Here is a 16,831-nt window from a genome sequence, read left to right as displayed (position 1 = left end):
GCGGCCCGCAACACCCCGCCGGAGGATCGGCGGATGAGTTCGGGGGCGGGGACGGCGAAGCGGCCGTCACAGTGGGCGATCTGGTCTTCGGGGCACTCGGCGGCATCCTGTGGGGCTACGACACGGGAGTGATCTCCGGGGCGATCCTGTTCATCCCCGACGACATCCCGCTGTCCTCGCTGGAGCAGGGCACCGTAGTGTCCGGGCTGCTCGTCGGTGCGATGCTCGGGGCCGGGGTCTCGGGCAGGCTCGCCGACACGCTCGGGCGGCGGCTGCTGATCCTGCTCGGCGGCATCGTCTTCGTGGTCGGCACGCTCGGCGCCGCCCTCGGGGTGAACGTCGCGATGCTCGTCGGGTTCCGGTTCGTGATGGGCGTCGGCGTCGGGATCGTGTCCGTCGTCGTGCCGATGTACCTGTCCGAGCTGGCCCCGGCCCGGATCCGCGGGCGGCTGACCTCGCTGATGCAGCTGCTGGTGACCGTCGGCATCTTTCTCGCCTACGTCACCGACTTCGCCTTCGCCGAGTCCCGGGACTGGCGCTGGATGATCGGGCTCGGCGTGATCCCCGCGGTCGTCCTCGCGATCGGCATCTACACCCAGCCCGAGAGTCCCCGCTGGCTGGTCGCGCAGAAGCCCGACGGCGGCGAGGAGGACGCGCGGGTCGTCCTGGAGCGGCTGCGCGGCACCCCGGAGGCCGCCGAGGCCGAGCTGTCCGAGATCCGGGAGAGCGTGCGCGTCGAGCGGGAGAACACCGAGAAGGTCGCGATCGGCACGCTGTTCTCCCCACGGCTGCGACGGCTGACCCTGATCGGGATGCTGCTGGTGTTCTTCCAGAACTTCGTCGGCATCAACACGATCATCTACTACGCGCCCACCCTGCTCACCGACGTCGGCTTCGGCGCGACCGGCGCGATCGGCGCCAACGTCGGCATCGGCGCGGTGAACATGCTGATGACACTGCCCGGGATGTGGCTGATCGACCGCGCAGGCCGGCGCCCGCTGCTGCGCTGGGGCGCGGTCGGCATGTGCGTGGCGATGGTCGTCCTGGCGGTCACCAACCTGGTCGGGCTGGAGCAGGGCCCGCTGCTGCTCGGACTGACCCTGGCCGGGATCGTGGTCTACATCGCCTCGTTCTCGATCTCCTGGGGCCCGGTGCAGTGGGTGCTGCTGCCGGAGCTGTTCCCCCTGCGCGTGCGGGCCGGGGCCGTCGCGTTCTGCGTGACGTTCAACTGGCTGTTCAACATGGCCGTCGCGCTGCTGTTCCCGTCGCTGCTCGAGGCGTTCGGAGCGGGCTGGAACTTCCTGTTCTTCGCGGTGACCACGGCCGCCGCCTACGTCTACGCGACCCGGCTGCTGCCCGAGACGAAGGGCCGGAGCCTGGAGGAGATCGAGCGGGACCTGGCCCAGCCGGTCACGGCGAAGCCGGCGTGACCGGCGGGGTGTGCGCGGTGACCACCGGGGCCTCGCGGGGGTAGCGCGAGACCGCGACCGCGCACAGCTGGCCGGTGCAGCCCTGCGCGAACCCCGAGGTCCCGCGGTCGCGGGTCACGGCGTTCGGGTTGCCGTGCACACAGAGGCCGTCGTCGCCGAGCTCGGGCCGGTCCGGGTCGGGGCGCGGGTCCCACCACGCACCGGTCGGCAGCTGCAGCACGCCGGGCCGGATGTCGTCGGTGACCCGCGCCGCGGCCAGGCACGCACCCCGGTCGTTGTGGATCCGGACGACGTCGCCGCCGCCGATACCGAGCCGCCCGGCGTCGTCGGGGTGGATGCGCACGACCTCCCGCCCGGAGCGCTTCGAGCCGGCCGAGTGGGCGCCGAAGTCGAGCTGGGAGTGCAGCCGGGTCGCCGGCTGGTTGGAGACCAGCCAGAACGGGTGCCGGTCGTCGGGGACCTCGGCCGGCTCGATCCACGCCGGGTGGCCGGGGTGGTCGGGCAGCCCGAGGGCGGCGATCCGGTCGGAGCCGACCTGGATACGGCCCGACGCCGTGGGCAGCGGGTGCGCGGCAGGGTCGGCGCGGAAGCGGCCCAGCACACCGCCGTCGTCGGGGCGCCGGGGCAGCTCCAGCTCCCCGCGCGCCCAGAACTCCTCGAACGACGGCGCGTCGAGCCCGCGGCCCGCCAGCCCGGTGCGGGTGCGGTCGTACATGTGGACCAGCCACTCGTGCGACGTCCGGCCCTCGGTGAACGCCTCGCCCTGCCCGAGGCGCGCCGCCAGCTCGGCGAGCACCTCGTAGTCGTCGCGGGCCTGCCCGTGCCGGGGCACGAGCTGTTTCATCGCCACCACCAGCGGGTCGGAGGTGGTGGCCCCGATGTCGTCGCGCTCCAGGGTCGTCGTCGAGGGCAGCACCACGTCGGCGTGCCGCGCGGTGGCCGTCCACATCGGGTCGTGCACGACGAACGTGTCGAGCTCGGCGACCGCGCGCCGCAGCCGGCGCAGGTCCTGGTGGTGGTGGAACGGGTTGCCGCCGGCCCACCACGCCATCCGCACGTGCGGGTAGGTGTGCTCGGCCCCCTGGTAGGTGTAGCCCTCCCCCGGGTGCAGCAGCATGTCCGCGACCCGGGCGACCGGGATGAACGAGGTGACCGGGTTCGGCACCCGGGAGAACGTCGGTACCGGCACCGCGTTGCGCGGCCGCCCGTAGTGGCCCAGCGACCCGAGGCCGTAGTTGAAGCCGCCGCCGGGCAGCCCGATCTGGCCGAGCACCGCGGCCAGCGCCGTCCCGCCCCACACCGGTTGCTCACCGTGCTCGGCGCGCTGCAGCGACTGGGCGACGGTCACCAGGGTGCGGCCGTGCGCGATCCGCCACGCCAGCTCGCGGATCGTGGCGGCCGGGATGCCGGTGACGCCCTCGGCCCACCCGGCGTCCTTGGCCGGGGCGGCGAACAGGTGCTCGCGCAGCAGATCCCAGCCGTCGCAGTGCGAGGCGAGGAAGTCGGTGTCGGCGCGCCCCGCCTCGACCACGGTGTGCATCAGCGCCAGCATCAGCGCGACGTCGGTGCCGGGCCGGATCGGGAGCCAGGTGGCGTCGACCTCCTCGGGCAGGTCCGGACGCAGCGGGCTGACCAGGACGAACACCGCTCCCCGGTCACGGGCGGCGCGCATGGCGCCGCGCTCGACGTGCCGGCTGACCCCACCCGCGGCGATCGCGGAGTTCTTCAGCGCCATGCCACCGAACGCGACGACGGTGTCGGTGTGCGCGGCGACCTGGTCCCAGGTCACCGCGTACCGGGTCACCGCGTCGAAGGTGCCCAGCACGTGCGGGAGGACGACCTCGGCGGCGCCGCCGGAGTAGGTGTTGACCGAGCGGGTGTAGCCCCCGGTCAGCGCGAGGAAGCGGTGCAGCTGGCCCTGGGCGTGGTGGAACCGTCCCGCCGACGCCCAGCCGTAGGAGCCGCCGTACACGGCCTCGTCGCCGTGGACCGAGCGCACCCGGTGGGTCTCCTCGGCGAGCCGGTCGAGCACCGCCTCCCAGCTCACGGTGCGGTAGCCGTCCCGCCCGCGGGCGGGGTCACGGCCCGGGCCGCGCTCCCACCAGCCGCGGCGCACCGCGGGGGCGGCCACCCGCGCGGCGTGTCCGACGGCCGCGGGGACGTTGTCCAGCACCGGCGACGGGTCCGGGTCGCCCGGGTGCGGGCGGACCCGCAGCCGGCTGCCGTCCCAGCGGGCGCTGAACACGCCCCAGTGCGCGCTGTGGGTCCTCACGTTCTCGGTCACCACCGTCCACCGTAACCCGCATGCGAGGGGCCGCATACGGGAAAGCCCGCCCCATGACGACGACTGCGGAACTGCTGACCGACCACTTCGGCCGGGTCGACGAGCTCGTGCGCTCGGTGGTGGACGGCCTGTCCGGGGCCGACCTGGCCCGTCGCCCCGAGGGGGCGGACGGCCCCGGCAACCCGATCGGCTGGCTGGTGTGGCACCTGCTGCGGGTGCAGGACGACCACGTCGCCGAAGCGTTCGGGGCCGGCCAGGTCTGGACCGACGACGGCTGGGCGGAGCGGTTCGGGCTCGACCTGGACGTCACCGACACCGGCTTCGGGCACACCTCGGCACAGGTCGACGCCGTGCGCACGACCGCGGACCTGCTGGCGGGCTACGGCTCGGCGGTGCACCAGCGGACCGTCGGGCACCTGGCCGGGCTCGCCGACGACGACCTGTCCCGCGTGCTGCCGCCCACCTGGGGGCAGAACGTGACCCTCGGCGAGCGCCTGGTGAGCGTGCTCGGCGACGACCTGCAGCACGCCGGTCAGGCGGCCTACCTGCGCGGGCTGCTCGGGGTGTGACCCCGCCCGCCGCCTACGCTGGGACCCGATGGCCACCGCACCCGCACGCGTCCCCGACCTGACCGCGCTCGCCCTGCTCCGCGACGTCGCCCGCACCGGGAGCCTGTCCGCCGCGGCGGAGGGCATGGGGCTGACCGTGCAGGCCGCGTCGGCGCGGATCCGGGCCGCCGAGCAGCAGGCGGGCGGACCGGTGCTCGAACGCGGACGCCGGGGCAGGCGGTCCAGCAGGCTCACCACCCGCGGCGTACTGCTCGTGGAGTGGGCGGGCGCGCTGCTCGCCGCAGCGTCCGACCTGGACGTCGCGGTCGCGGCGCTGCGCGACGAGCCGGTCGGCGACGACGGGGTCGTCCTGGCGGCCGACCCGGTCGTCGCGGAGTGCCTGCTGCGGACCTGGCTGGTCGAGCTGCGCGACGGACCCGGGGGGGCGGGTCGTGCTGCGTGACACGCCGGACCCGGCGGCCACGGTCCGGGCGGGTGACGCCGCCGTCGGTGTCGTGTCCACCCCCGGGCCGCTGGAGGACCTGCACGCCGCGACGGTCGGGGCGGACCCGCTGGTCCTCGTCGTCGCCCCCGGCCACCCGTGGTCCGCCTCCGACGGGGTCGACGCGGCGCAGCTGGCCGCGACCCCGCTGCTCACCCGGGCGTCCGGGGCCGGCGCCCGGCCCGCGCTGGAGGCCGCGCTCGACGCCGCCGGTGCCGGCGAGCCCGTGCCGCCGCGACGCGAGTTCGCCGCGGACACCGCCCTGCGCGCCGCCGTCCGCTCCGGGGAGGGCCCCGCGGTGCTGGGACGGTCGGTGGTCGCCGCCGACGTCGCAGCCGGGTCGCTCGCCGTGGTCGAGGTCTCCGGCCTCGACCTGACCCGCGAGTTCCGCGCGGTGTGGCGGGAGGGCACCTCACCCCGCGGCACCGCACGCGACCTGCTGCGGATCGCCACCGGCGGCCGGATCCGCTGACCCGGCAGGCCCGACCCGGCTCAGGCGGCGGCGGTGAGCAACGCGTGCCCGGCCAGCGCCGCCGCGACGCCGACGAGCGCGCTCGCCGCCGCGTAGCCCACGGCGAGTGCGGTGCGGCCCCGTTCGAGCAGCGACAGCGTCTCCCAGCCGAACGTGCTGTAGGTGGTGAACGCCCCGCAGAACCCAGTGCCGAGCAGCGCGGCGAACCCCGGCCCGGCCGACGGGGTCAGCGCCACCACACCGCCCAGCACGAACGACCCGGCCACGTTGACCACCCAGGTACCCCACGGGAACGCCGAGGGCGTCCGCGCCCTCACGGCGGTGTCGACCAGGTAGCGCAGCGGCGCCCCGACGGCCGCACCGAGGGCGACGAGCAGCGCCGTCACCGGGCTGCTCCCCCGGCGAGCGCGCGGGTCAGGCCCGCGCCGAGCGCCGTCGCAGCGACGGCGAGCACCGGGGTGCCGACCATCAGCGCCAGCGACCCCGGCGAGGCGAAGGCCGGCGCGGCGACGTCGACGGCGTAGGTGGAGAACGTCGTGTACCCGCCGAGCACCCCGACGCCCAGGGCCGGGCGGACGAGCGGGTGGGCCCGGAAGCGCTCGGTGACCAGCACCATCAGCACCCCCATCAGCAGGCAGCCGGTGACGTTGATCAGCAGCGTCGTCCACGGGGCGGGCGGGCCGACGAGCCCGAGCAGCCACCGGGCCTCGGCGCCCACCACCCCGCCGGCGGCGACCGCCGACGACACCGCCACCCGGCCGGGCGTGCTCACGCGGCCGCCTCCGCCCGGGCGGCGCGCCGCGCCGTCGGCAGGCCGATCGCGGCCGCGACCAGGCAGGCCACCGCACCCAGCGCGAGCCCCCCGCGGCCGCCCCACTGCTCGCTGACCCAGCCGACGATCGGGCCGCCGATCGGGGTGGAGCCCAGGAACGCCACCGACCACAGCGCCATCACCCGGCCGCGCATGTGCGGGGCCGAGGCCAGCTGCAGGGTCGAGTTGCCACCGGCCATGAACGCGACGCTGGCCATCCCGACCAGCGCCATCGCGACCAGCGCCACCCACAGCGACGGTGCGACCGCGGCCAGGCCCAGCACCAGGCCGAACAGCAGCGCGGTGCGCACCAGCATCGGCACCCCGGTGCGGCCGTGCCCGGCGACGACGAGCCCGCCGACGACCGCGCCGACCCCCATCGCGCCGGTCAGCCAGCCGTAGGTGCTCGCGTCGCCGCCGAAGGTCTGCGAGGCCACCACCGGCAGCACCACCGGGAACTCGTAGGCCAGGCAGCCGATCAGCGCCATCATCACCAGGGGCACCCGGAGCTCGGGGTTGCCCCGCACGTGGGCGAGCCCCTCGCGCAGCTGTCCGGGCGCCCGCGGGGCCGGTGCGGTGGGGGTGAGCGCGGAGGTGTCCAGGCGCAGCAGCGAGGTCACGACGGCGACGAAGCTCACCGCGTTCACCGCGAAGCAGACACCGGTGCCACCGGCGACGATGACCAGCCCGGCGACGGCCGGGCCGACCGCCCGCGCGGCGTTGACCAGCACCGAGTTGAGGGTGACGGCGTTGCGCAGGTCGTCGGGGCCCACCAGCTCGTGCACGAAGGTCTGCCGGGCCGGGTTCTCGACGGCCTTGTTCAGCCCGAGGACCGCGGCCAGCACGTAGACGTGCCACAGCGCGACGGTGCCGGTGAGGGTGAGGACGGCGAGTGCGGCGGCCTGCAGGCCCATCATCGTCTGCAGGCCGACCATGAGCCGTCGCCGGTCGAGCCGGTCGACCCACACCCCGGCGTAGGGGCCGAGGAGCAGGGTGGGGACGGTCTGCACGGCGACGACGGTGCCGAGGACGGCCGCGGACCCGGTCAGCTCGTAGACCAGCCAGGACTGGGCGATCGACTGCATCCAGGTGCCGACCAGCGAGATCGACTGGCCACCGATCCAGAGCCGGTAGTTGTGGCCGGACAGCGCGGCGAAGGTGCGGGCGAGCGTCGAGCGGGGCGCCTGGTCCTGGCCGGCGCTCACCGCGCGTCCCGCAGGGCCCCGGCGAGCGCGTCGAGTGCGGGCAGCGCGGCCCGCAGCCGTGCGGCGTGGTCGGGGGTCAGGGCGTCGACGTGGGCGGCGAGCAGGCGGGTGCGCTCCTCGCGGCGCCTGCGGTGCTCGGCCGCGCCGGCCTCGGTGACCGCGACGCGGACGGCGCGTCCGTCGTCGGGGTCGGTGTCGCGGACGAGGAGCCCGGCGGCCTCGAGCTTGCCCGCCAGCCGCGACAGCATGGTCGGGTTGACGCCCTCGACGGTGGCGAGCTCCCCCATCCCGAGGGGGCCGCGGACGGCGACGGTGCCGAGCACCGACTGCGCGCTGCGGGTCAGGTCGGTGCCGCGGGTGGCCCGGTCCAGACCCCGGGCGATCCGGGCCAGGTACGTGCGCAGCCGCGCCAGCTCATCGGGGTCGAGGTTGCCCATCCACACTCCATATATGTTTGCCTGTCGGCAAGCATATACCCGCGCAACGGTCTGCGCCTGAGCGTGCGGGTGGGTGGAGCGGGCCCGCGGTCAGGCCGGAGCCGCCTCGGAGGACCGGAGCCGGGACGCGAGCCGCTGCAGGTCGTCGCGGAGGCGGAACAGCTCGTCCAGCGACATGCCGGTGGCCTTGATGACCTGCTCCTGCGCGGCGGCGGCCTCCTCGCGCAGCGCCTGGCCCTTCTCGGTCAGCGACACCTGCACGGTGCGCTCGTCGTCCGGGCGGCGGGCCCGGGTGACCAGCCCGTGTCCCTCCAGCCGGGTCAGCATCGGCGAGAGCGTGCCGCTGTCGAGGAACATCCGCTCCCCGAGCTCCCGCTGGGGCACCGTCTGCTCGGCCCACAGCACGAGCAGGACCGCGTACTGGCTGTAGGTGAGGCCGATGGAGTCGAGGATCGGGCGGTAGCACCCGGTCATCGCGCGCGACGCCGAGTGGAGCGCGAAACAGAGCTGTTCGTCGAGCGCCAGTGGCGCCACGGTTCCGTGCTCGGTCATTCCGACAGGGTAAGCGCTCGATGTCCGGAGTTCATCCGAGCCCGCAGGATCGGTGCGGCACCGGGCTCCCGCGGGCCGGTCACGACGAGGAACGGGCCCGGAACGCGACCACCCCCGAAGCGGTCGCGCCCCGGACCCGGGGCCGACGGACCGGAAGGCTCCCCAGCGCCCGGTCCGTGCAGAAGACTGTGTCGTGCCGTTCTGCACGAGACGTTCCCCGGCGCGGCGGGACTCAATCGCAAACACGTCGGATTCACCCGCAGCGCGCAGTGTCGGTGCACACGGTGACCCGGTCGTCGGCGCGCTGCTACGACAACGGGGTGACGACGGTCGGACCGGGGGGAGGTACCGCGACGGCCCGTCAGCGGCGCGGGCCGCCTGCCGGACGGAACCGCACCACCGCGACCGCGTCGGCCGGCAGCGCGTGGTCGGCGACGAGCCGGTCCCGGTCGGCGTGCCCGCAGCGGCTGTTGTCCTGGGGGACGCGGACCCAGTCGTGCTCGGCGTCGGCGGCCAGGCCGCGGTCGTTCACCTCGCGCTCGAAGCCGGGCACCGGCCAGTGTCCGGCCGCGCGGGTGCGGTGCACGCGCAGGAACACCGGGCCGTCGCCGTAGTCACCGGGTGCCGGAACGGTCTCGGGAGCGGTCATGTCGGGGCCTCCGTGGAAGGGTGGTCCCCGGTGTCCGCACCGCAGGCCGGCTCCGGTTCGACCGGGACCGGCGTATACCCAGAATCGATGACGCCGGAGGCGAGCATGCACGCGGTCCGCACCGCCGCCCGGCTGCTGCTGGGCGCGTTCCTGGTCGCCGCCGGTGTCGCGCACCTGCTCGTCCCGGCGGAGTTCCTGGCCCAGGTGCCGCCGTTCCTGCCGGCACCCGCAGCGGTGGTGCTGGTGTCCGGGGTCGTCGAGCTCGGCGTCGGGGCGGCGGTGCTGGTCGCGCCCGCCCGGCTCCGGCCGCAGGTCGGGCTGGTCGTGGCGGTGCTGTTCGTACTGGTCTTCCCCGGGAACGTGTCCCAGTACGTCACCGGCACCGACGCGTTCGGTCTCGACAGCGACGGCGCCCGGGCGACCCGGCTGCTGTTCCAGCCGCTGCTGGTGGCCTGGGCGATCTGGGCGTGCGGTTCGCTCGTGCTGCTGCGCCGGACCCGCTAGCCCCGCTGCACCGTGCGGGCGAGGATGCCCAGGGTCGCCCGCAGCGACGCCGCGGAGATCACCGGGAACAGGTCGGAGTCGCGGTACTGCGGGTGGATGTCGGACCAGTCGCACCAGGACACCACGCGGGTTCCGCCCCCCTCGGCCTCGTCGAGCGGCTCCAGCCGGTAGCCGTACACGTGACCGACGGGCGGACGCATCACGCCGACGATCGTCCACGAGATCTCCCGGTCCGGCACGTAGGTCGCGATGTGCACGGTGACGTCGTAGCGGCCCATCGGGCGGTCACCGAGGGACTCCCGGTCCATGTGCACGACGAAGGTGTCGCCGGCGGCGGAGACCGGATCCCCCTCCGCCGACATCAGCATCCCGGAGCTGTCGACGGCCACGTGGCCACGCGGGTCGCGGAGCACGGCGAAGATGTCGGCCGGACTCGCGTCGACGACACGGGAGGACTCGATCCGCTGGTCGCTCATGGAACCGATCATGCCCCGCCCCGGACGGCCGGGCCCGGAGACGGGGCACGACGGCGGCGCGTTCAGGCGGCGGGGCCGACCGGGAAGCGCAGGACCGCGCCGACGCCGTCGGTGAGCGTGACCTCGTCCCCCGGCCGGACCAGCACGACCGCGGCGCCGGTCGCCGCGGCCGCCCGCCCCAGCACGTTCGCGGCCGGGCCGGACACCACCGGCGTGTCCCCGACGAGCTCGTCGGCCTTCTCCCCCACCGCCGCCGGGTCGGTGCCGGCGACCAGCTCGGTGCCGGGCACCGCGGCCGGGTCGAGGAGCAGGGTCTCGACGGCGTGCGCCCGGGTGGCGCCGGCGACGTCACCGAGCCCGGTGACGGCCAGCCCGTCCTCCCGCCCGGACGCGGTGGCGAAGCTCGTCACGGCCTCGCCGCGGCGGGACTCGCGGACCTCGTCGGCGGCGGCGCGGACGGTGTCGTCGACCTGCTCGGGGACCGTCCCGCCGGTGTTCTCGATCTCGGCCATGATCGCGGCCGAGGTCGGGGGGGAGCTCGTCGCGCAGCCGGGCCCGGGACCCGGCGTCCCCGGCGACGACGAGCAGGGCGGCGTTGCCGCCGCGGACCAGCGCGTCGACCCGCTCGGCGACGACCTGGGCGTTGCGCTTCCAGGTCTCCTCGACCCGCGCGTCGGCCGAACCCTCACCGGGACCCGCGACGTTCGCCTTGTGGACCGGACCACCGGAGTCGGTCGACACCTCCTCCACGGTGCCGTCGACACCGCGGACCCGCCCGCCGGTCCGGTCGAGGGCGACGACCACGGTCGCCACGTCCTCCCCCACCGCGCCGAGCACGCCCAGCAGGTCCGGGACCGGGCCCCAGGCCGCGGTCCCCCGCTCGGGCGGGAACTCGGTGTGGCGGTCCAGCAGCACCCGGGCGGGGTCGGCGACGAGCACCCGCCCCGCCGTGCCGTCCGGGGCGGCGGCGGCGGTCACCGCGTCGTCGAGAACGGCGAGGGTCGACTCGTCGGCGCCGTCGTCGGCGAGCCGCTCGCGCAGGTCACGCCACCGCAGGCGGTACTGCTCGGTGGCGTCGGCGGTGTCGTGCGTGGCGTCGAGCACGACGGTCGCGAAGGGGCCGTCGCTGTCGTTCAGGGGTCGGATCCAGTCGGTACGCATCCCTCCGGTCCTTCCCGGCACACCCGGCGGCAAACCTGGCGCGGCGGCTCAGCTGGACCAGGCTCCCGCGGCATCGGCGAGGGCGTCGACGACCTCACCCGGCAGCGGCCCGACGCCCCGGGCGGCCGCCGAGAGCGCCCCGGTCACCCGGCCGTCGTGGCGGAGGGCGACGGCGACCGCCGTCGCCCCGGGCAGCAGCGCGCCACTGGCGCCCCGCTCGAACCCGTCGGCCCGGATGCGGCCGCAGGCCTCGAGCAGGGCGGCCGCGGCCCCCGGGTCGCCGTCGTGCGCGGCCAGCGCGACCCGCTTGCGCTCGGGTGCGGCGAGGTGGGCCAGCAGCACCCGGCCGGCGGCGGTGTCCGGCAGCGGCGCGCGGACCCGGGCGGACAGCGCGACGTCGAACGCCTCGTCGGCGCCGGCCCAGTCGAGGTAGACGGCGTCGTCGCCGATCCGCGCGGCGAGCAGGACCGGCAGGCCGGCGTGCCGGGCGAGCTGGTCCAGTGCCTCGTGCGGGATCGCCGGGACGGGTGGTTCCCCGGCTCTCGCCGCGAGCATCCACGGTGCGGGCCCCAGGGTGTAGCGACGGTCGCGTTCGTCGAGGTTCCCCGCGGCGACGAGGCCGTCGACGAGCTTCTGCACCGAGGACACCGGGGCGCCGACCCGGCGGGCCAGCGAGGACAGCGTGCTGCCGTCCGGGCGGCGCGCGGCGGCCTCCAGCAGTCCGGCCACGCGGTCCACGGTCCGGTGTCGCTTACGCATATGGGTAAGCCTAGCTCGCAGGGGAGACGAAGGTTAGCCATGCTCATGGAGAACGGAACGCGGACCGACCGGAGGGAGCACGACATGGGTGGCGCACTGGACGGGCTGCGGGTGATCGACCTGGCCTCGGTGGTCATGGGCCCCTACGCCTGCCAGATCCTGGGCGACCTCGGCGCGGAGGTGATCAAGGTCGAGCCGCCGGCCGGGGACATGACCCGCCGCACGCTGCCGCAGCGCCATCCCGGGATGGGGGCGCTCGCGCTCAACGTGAACCGCAACAAGCGCTCGGTCGCGCTCGACCTCAAGACCGACGCGGGCCGCGCGGTGCTCGACGACCTGCTCGACACCGCCGACGTGCTCGTGACGAACATGCGCCCCGGCGCGCTGGACCGGCTCGGGCTCGGACCCGACCGGGTGTCGCAGCGGTTCCCGCGGCTGGTGCAGGTCCGGGCCCAGGGCTTCCGCAGCGACTCCGAGCTCGCCGACCGGGCCGCGTACGACGAGATCGTGCAGGCGTCCTCGGGGATGGTGGACCTGATGCGCCGCGCGACCGGCACCCCGTCCTACGCGCCGACGATCCTGGCGGACAAGGTGTGCGCACTGACCATCGCCTACTCCACGCTGGCGGCGGTGATCCACCAGCGGGCCACCGGCGAGGGCCAGCTCGTCGAGGTCCCGATGACCGACACGCTGCTCGCGTTCAACCTGGTCGAGCACCTGTCCGGGCACACCTTCGTGCCCGCGGAGGGGCCGACCGGGTTCAACCGGTCGATGGCCGCCGGGCACGAGGCCGTCGCCACGAAGGACGGCTGGGCCTGCATCCTGCCCTACACCCCACGCAACATCGCGGACTTCTTCACCGCCGCCGGCCGCGAGGACCTGGCCGCCGACGAGCGGTTCGCCACCTCGCCCGCGATGGCGACGTACCAGCCCGAGCTGTACGCGCTGATCGGCGAGCTCGCCCCGCAGCGCACCACCGAGGAGTGGGCGGCGCTGTGCGCACAGCACTCGATCCCGTTCGCGCCGGTGCTCGCGGTCGACGACGCCGGGACCGACCCGTACGTCACCTCCGGCGGCCTGCTGACCGAGTCCGAGCACCCGACCGAGGGCCGCTACCGCTCGATCGGGTTCCCGGTCCGGTTCACCGGCACCCCGGGGGGGCATGCGCACGCACGCCCCGGCGCTGGGCGCCGACGGCGCCGACGTGCTGCGCGAGCTGGGCCGCACCGAGGACGAGATCGACGCGCTGGTCGCCGACGGGGTGCTGGTCCGATGAGGGCCGCCGACGTCCTCGCCGCCGGGACCACCCCGCTGACCGCGCCGGCGTTCCCACCCGGTGCGCACCGGTTCACCGACCGCGAGTACCTCAACGTCGTCTACCGCACCGACCCCGACGCGTTCCGCCACGCGCTGCCCGAGCCGCTGGTGGCCGGGGACCCGCTGGTCCGGTTCGAGGTGATGCACATGGGCGACGTCGACGGGTTCGGCCCCTACACCGAGTCCGGCCAGGCGCTGGCCTGCTCCTTCGACGGCGAGCAGGGCGAGTACCTGCACGGCATGTGGTTGGACAACTCACCGGCCACCTTCGCCGGTCGCGAGCAGAGCGCCTACCCCAAGGCGTTCGGCACCCCGCGGCTGGCCGTGGAGGACGGCGCGCTGGTCGGCACCCTGCACAAGGGGTCGCTGCCGGTCGCCGTCGCGACGATGGCCTACCAGCACGCGCCGCTCGACCCGGCCGAGGCCGCCGCGCAGATCGGCGTCCCGACGTTCATGGTCAAGCTCGTCCCCGGCCGCTCCGGCCCGGTCGACGCCCGCCTGGTGCGCACCCGGATCACCGACCTGACCGTGAAGCGTGCCTTCACCGGCCCGGCGCGGTTGCAGCTGTCCCACCACGTCCTCGCACCGCTGGCGGACCTGCCGGTGCGCGAGGTCGTCTCCGCCTCGCACGTGCTCACCGACCTCACCCTGGCGCCGGTCACCACCGTGCACGACTACCTGGAGCGCTGACATGAGGATCACCGAGATCGGCGCCGGCACGATCGGCGTCTCCTGGACGGTGCTGCTGGCCGCGGCCGGGCACGACGTCGTCGTCACCGACCCGCGGCCGGACCTGGCCGACGTCGTCGAGACCGGGGTGGCGCGCTTCGGCTCGCCGGAGCTGCTCGACCGGGTCACCTGCGAGCCGGACCTCGCCACCGCGGTCGCGGGCGCCGACGTCGTGCAGGAGCAGGGCCCGGAGGACCTCGCGGTCAAGCGGGAGATCTGGGCGACGGTGGCCGCGCACGCCCCGGCCGGGGCGCTGCTGCTCAGCTCCACCTCGGGGATCCTGCCCAGCGACATCGCCGCCGGTTTGCCCGACGACGCCGCCGCGCGGCTGCTGGTCGCGCACCCGTTCAACCCGCCGCACGTGCTGCCGCTCGTCGAGCTCGTCGCCGGGCGGCGGACCGGGCGCGACGCCGTCGAGCGCGCCGCGGAGCTCCTGCGCGGCCTCGGCAGGGACCCGGTCGAGATCCACAAGGAGGTGTACGGCTTCGTCGGGAACCGCCTGCAGTCCGCGCTGTTCCGCGAGGCCGTGTCCCTGGTCCGCGACGGGGTCGTCTCCCCCGCCGAGCTCGACCGCGTCGTCACCGGCGCGCTCGGCCCGCGCTGGGCGACCGGCGGGCCGTTCCTGTCCTTCCACCTCGGCGGCGGCGACGGCGGCCTGCGCCACCTGCTCGAGCACCTCGGGCCGGGCATGGCACGACGCTGGGCCGACCTGGGGACCCCCACCCTCGACGCGGACACCGTCGAGGCGATCAGCAGCGCCACCGAGGACGCCTACGGCCCCAGCCGCGAGGCGCTGACCACCGCACGCGACCGCGCCGAGACCGCCGTGCTCGCCGCCCGCGACGACACCCTGGAGCAGTCATGACCAGCCCCCTGCCCGCCGACCTCTACGGCTACCTGGACCTGCTGGGCGAGCAGGAGAAGGAGATCCTCGCCCGGGTCCGCGACTTCGCCGAGACCCGGATCGCGCCGATCGCCGACGGGTACTGGGACCGTGCCGAGTTCCCGCACGAGCTGATCCCGGGCTTCGCCGAGCTCGACGTCGTCGGTCTGGCCCGGGAGTGGCCGGACCGGCCCGCGTACTCGCGGCTGCTCACCTCGTTCGTGTCGATGGAGCTGTCCCGGGTCGACCCGTCGATGGCGACCTTCTTCGGCGTGCACGCCGGTCTGGCCCTGTCCTCGATCGACCTGTGCGGTTCGGAGGAGCAGAAGCGCCGCTGGCTGCCCGCGATGCGCCGGATGGAGCTGATCGGGGCGTTCGCGCTGTCCGAGCCGCACGGCGGGTCCGACGTCGCGGGCGGGCTGGAGACCACCGCCCGCCGTGAGGGCGAGGGCGACGACGCGGTGTGGGTGATCGACGGCGCGAAGCGCTGGATCGGCAACGGCACCTTCGCCGACCTGGTGGTCGTGTGGGCCCGCGACGTGACCGACGACCCCACCGGCGGCCCGGTGAAGGGGTTCGTCGTCGAGAAGGACATGCCCGGGTTCACCGCGACGAAGATGGAGGGCAAGCTCGCGCTGCGCTCCGTGCAGAACGCCGACCTGGCCTTCTCCGGGGTGCGGGTGCCGGAGGCGAACCGGCTGCCCGGCGCGGAGTCCTTCCGCGACACCAACCGGGTGCTGCGGGTGACCCGCGGCGGCGTCGCCTGGAACGCGGTCGGCGCGATGGCCGGGGTGTACGAGCTGGCCCGCGACTACGCCGTCGAGCGCGTCCAGTTCGGGCAGCCCATCGCGTCGTTCCAGCTGGTGCAGGACCACCTGGTGTCGATCCTGGGCGACGTCGTCGCCTCGCTCGGGATGGCGGTCAGGGTCGCGCAGATGCAGGACGACGGCACCTTCCGCGACGAGCAGGCCGCCCTGGCCAAGCGACAGGCGACGATCATGCTGCGGGACGCCGTCGCCCGGGCCCGCGAGGTGTTCGGCGGCAACGGCATCCTGCTGGAGAACAAGGTCGGCCGGTTCTTCAACGACGCCGAGGCGCTCTACTCCTACGAGGGCACCAAGGAGATCAACACCCTGGTCGTCGGGCGTGCGGTCACCGGGGTCGGGGCGTTCGTCGGGCGGCGGCCCGCGAAGGACTGAGCACGGCGAGCGCGTCGCGCAGCGCACGCAGCCCGGTGACGGTGGGGTCGTCGCCGGGCAGCGCGCGCAGGTGGGCCTCGACGCACTCGGTGTGGAGCCGGCCAGGTGCTCGGTGAGCAGCGACCAGGCCACGACCCGCTCCCCGACCGGGCCGGTGCCCCAGGCCAGCGCCGCGGTCGCGAGCCCGGCGTGCGGGCCGTCGTAGGAGGCGACGGCGGCCTCGTTGCGACCGATCCCCCCGGTCCGCAGCGTGTGCAGGAACCGGACCGGGAACAGCACGGTCTTGGTGACCGCCCGGACGCCGCGCGCCAGCAGCGCCGCCGGGTCGGCGACGCCGGCGAGCCAGTGGTCGTCGACCCGGTCGACCAGGAACTGCGCGGATCCGCGGACCAGCTCGTCGTGGGTGGGGCGCACGGCACCGTCGCGGACGTCGGTGCCGTGACGCAGCACCCCGGAGTCGAGCAGGTCGAGCCGGTCCACGGCGGGGAGCCGGGACGGTCGGCCACCGGGGCCGTGGCGCACCGTCGCGGGGTCCGCCCAGAACACCGAGAGCCGCTCGGCGAGGCCGTCGGTGCCCGCGGCGGCGTCCCGGGCGGCGGCGACGACGTCGTGCACCCGCGAGGCGGTGCCGGCGTCGGTCCCCCGCAGCACCAGGGCCAGGTCGACGTCACTGACGGCGGGGGCGAACCCACCGTGCGCGAGGCTGCCGAGCGTGTAGGCCGCCACCAGCTCCCCGGAGAACCTCCGGCGGGCCGCCGCGGTCGCCGCGGCCAGCACCGCCTCGCCCCGCTCGTCGACCGCCACCCGCCCAGCGTGCCACGCCCGGCGCCGCGACGACCCGCCGGACCGACCGCAACGCCCTCCCGCCCCACCACGGGTTGCGCACGTCCGGTTGCCGGGGATGATCTCCGAC

The 16,831-nt window shown here is 75.2% G+C and carries 19 protein-coding genes; 8 read left to right on the top strand and 11 right to left on the bottom strand.

Annotated elements, in window-relative coordinates:
- The first annotated feature begins 71 nt into the window (after window positions 1–71).
- Complete coding sequence (locus KPF47_RS08425) at window positions 72–1,430, top strand: sugar porter family MFS transporter (RefSeq protein ID WP_224387952.1); 1,359 nt, start codon at window positions 72–74, stop codon at window positions 1,428–1,430.
- Here KPF47_RS08425 and KPF47_RS08420 read toward each other — a convergent pair.
- A complete protein-coding gene (locus KPF47_RS08420) occupies window positions 1,411–3,714 on the bottom strand; it encodes a molybdopterin-dependent oxidoreductase (protein ID WP_224387951.1) in 2,304 nt (767 codons plus the stop codon). The two genes, KPF47_RS08425 and KPF47_RS08420, sit on opposite strands and share 20 nt — an antisense overlap.
- Before the next feature lie 53 nt (window positions 3,715–3,767).
- Between KPF47_RS08420 and KPF47_RS08415 the strand changes: the two genes are divergently transcribed.
- Genes KPF47_RS08415 through KPF47_RS08405 form a run of 3 tightly spaced genes read left to right on the top strand, consistent with a single transcriptional unit; the run spans window position 3,768 to window position 5,236 of the window.
- Window positions 3,768–4,283 (top strand): DUF664 domain-containing protein, encoded by a 516-nt coding sequence (locus KPF47_RS08415; protein WP_224387950.1) that lies wholly within the window; start codon window positions 3,768–3,770, stop codon window positions 4,281–4,283.
- A gap of 28 nt (window positions 4,284–4,311) precedes the next feature.
- Window positions 4,312–4,725 (top strand): LysR family transcriptional regulator, encoded by a 414-nt coding sequence (locus KPF47_RS08410; protein ID WP_224387949.1) that lies wholly within the window; start codon window positions 4,312–4,314, stop codon window positions 4,723–4,725.
- On the top strand, window positions 4,715–5,236 hold the full coding sequence (locus tag KPF47_RS08405) for a LysR substrate-binding domain-containing protein (RefSeq protein WP_224387948.1): 522 nt from the start codon (window positions 4,715–4,717) through the stop codon (window positions 5,234–5,236). The genes KPF47_RS08410 and KPF47_RS08405 overlap by 11 nt, the downstream gene beginning before the upstream one ends.
- Window positions 5,237–5,256: 20 nt before the next feature.
- Here KPF47_RS08405 and crcB read toward each other — a convergent pair whose 3' ends face one another.
- The 6 genes from crcB to KPF47_RS08375 form a co-directional block, all read right to left on the bottom strand.
- On the bottom strand, window positions 5,257–5,622 hold the full coding sequence (gene crcB, locus KPF47_RS08400; protein ID WP_224387947.1) for a fluoride efflux transporter CrcB: 366 nt from the start codon (window positions 5,620–5,622) through the stop codon (window positions 5,257–5,259).
- Entirely contained in the window at window positions 5,619–6,008 is a 390-nt protein-coding gene (locus tag KPF47_RS08395) for a CrcB family protein (RefSeq protein ID WP_224387946.1), read from the bottom strand. Before KPF47_RS08395 ends, crcB begins: the two co-directional genes overlap by 4 nt.
- Window positions 6,005–7,252 (bottom strand): MFS transporter, encoded by a 1,248-nt coding sequence (locus KPF47_RS08390; protein ID WP_224387945.1) that lies wholly within the window; start codon window positions 7,250–7,252, stop codon window positions 6,005–6,007. The genes KPF47_RS08395 and KPF47_RS08390 overlap by 4 nt, the downstream gene beginning before the upstream one ends.
- The gene (locus tag KPF47_RS08385) at window positions 7,249–7,689 is read right to left on the bottom strand and encodes a MarR family winged helix-turn-helix transcriptional regulator (RefSeq protein WP_224387944.1); all 441 of its coding nucleotides are present in this window, start codon (window positions 7,687–7,689) and stop codon (window positions 7,249–7,251) included. Before KPF47_RS08385 ends, KPF47_RS08390 begins: the two co-directional genes overlap by 4 nt.
- A 90-nt stretch (window positions 7,690–7,779) precedes the next feature.
- Complete coding sequence (locus KPF47_RS08380; RefSeq protein ID WP_224387943.1) at window positions 7,780–8,241, bottom strand: MarR family winged helix-turn-helix transcriptional regulator; 462 nt, start codon at window positions 8,239–8,241, stop codon at window positions 7,780–7,782.
- Between the two features lie 361 nt (window positions 8,242–8,602).
- Window positions 8,603–8,890, bottom strand: a complete 288-nt coding sequence (locus tag KPF47_RS08375; protein ID WP_224387942.1) for a hypothetical protein — start codon at window positions 8,888–8,890, stop codon at window positions 8,603–8,605.
- A gap of 87 nt (window positions 8,891–8,977) precedes the next feature.
- Between KPF47_RS08375 and KPF47_RS08370 the strand changes: the two genes are divergently transcribed.
- A complete protein-coding gene (locus KPF47_RS08370) occupies window positions 8,978–9,394 on the top strand; it encodes a hypothetical protein (protein WP_224387941.1) in 417 nt (138 codons plus the stop codon).
- On the opposite strand, the gene KPF47_RS08365 is transcribed toward KPF47_RS08370, so the two are convergent.
- The 4 genes from KPF47_RS08365 to KPF47_RS08350 form a co-directional block, all read right to left on the bottom strand.
- A complete protein-coding gene (locus KPF47_RS08365; protein WP_224387940.1) occupies window positions 9,391–9,870 on the bottom strand; it encodes an SRPBCC family protein in 480 nt (159 codons plus the stop codon). The genes KPF47_RS08370 and KPF47_RS08365 overlap by 4 nt on opposite strands.
- Window positions 9,871–9,932: 62 nt before the next feature.
- A complete protein-coding gene (locus KPF47_RS08360; RefSeq protein WP_224387939.1) occupies window positions 9,933–10,280 on the bottom strand; it encodes a hypothetical protein in 348 nt (115 codons plus the stop codon).
- Window positions 10,219–11,031 (bottom strand): hypothetical protein, encoded by an 813-nt coding sequence (locus KPF47_RS08355; RefSeq protein ID WP_224387938.1) that lies wholly within the window; start codon window positions 11,029–11,031, stop codon window positions 10,219–10,221. The genes KPF47_RS08360 and KPF47_RS08355 overlap by 62 nt, the downstream gene beginning before the upstream one ends.
- Window positions 11,032–11,079: 48 nt before the next feature.
- Window positions 11,080–11,790: an IclR family transcriptional regulator gene (locus tag KPF47_RS08350; protein WP_224387937.1), complete on the bottom strand. Its 711-nt coding sequence runs from the start codon at window positions 11,788–11,790 to the stop codon at window positions 11,080–11,082.
- On the opposite strand from KPF47_RS08350, the gene KPF47_RS40760 reads away from it, so the two are divergent.
- Genes KPF47_RS40760 through KPF47_RS08330 form a run of 3 tightly spaced genes read left to right on the top strand, consistent with a single transcriptional unit; the run spans window position 11,791 to window position 15,918 of the window.
- Window positions 11,791–13,797, top strand: a complete 2,007-nt coding sequence (locus KPF47_RS40760) for an acetoacetate decarboxylase (RefSeq protein ID WP_374108815.1) — start codon at window positions 11,791–11,793, stop codon at window positions 13,795–13,797.
- A gap of 1 nt (window position 13,798) precedes the next feature.
- Window positions 13,799–14,701, top strand: coding sequence for a 3-hydroxyacyl-CoA dehydrogenase NAD-binding domain-containing protein (locus KPF47_RS08335; RefSeq protein WP_224387935.1), 903 nt, complete (start codon window positions 13,799–13,801; stop codon window positions 14,699–14,701).
- Entirely contained in the window at window positions 14,698–15,918 is a 1,221-nt protein-coding gene (locus KPF47_RS08330; protein ID WP_224387934.1) for an acyl-CoA dehydrogenase family protein, read from the top strand. Before KPF47_RS08335 ends, KPF47_RS08330 begins: the two co-directional genes overlap by 4 nt.
- Window positions 15,919–16,831: the final 913 nt, after the last annotated feature.

The organism is Pseudonocardia sp. ICBG1293 (assembly GCF_020131355.1).
In the GTDB taxonomy this organism is placed as follows: Bacteria; Actinomycetota; Actinomycetes; order Mycobacteriales; family Pseudonocardiaceae; genus Pseudonocardia.
Note: the sequence above shows the minus strand (reverse complement) of the source record. Positions and strands in the feature narration are given on the sequence as shown.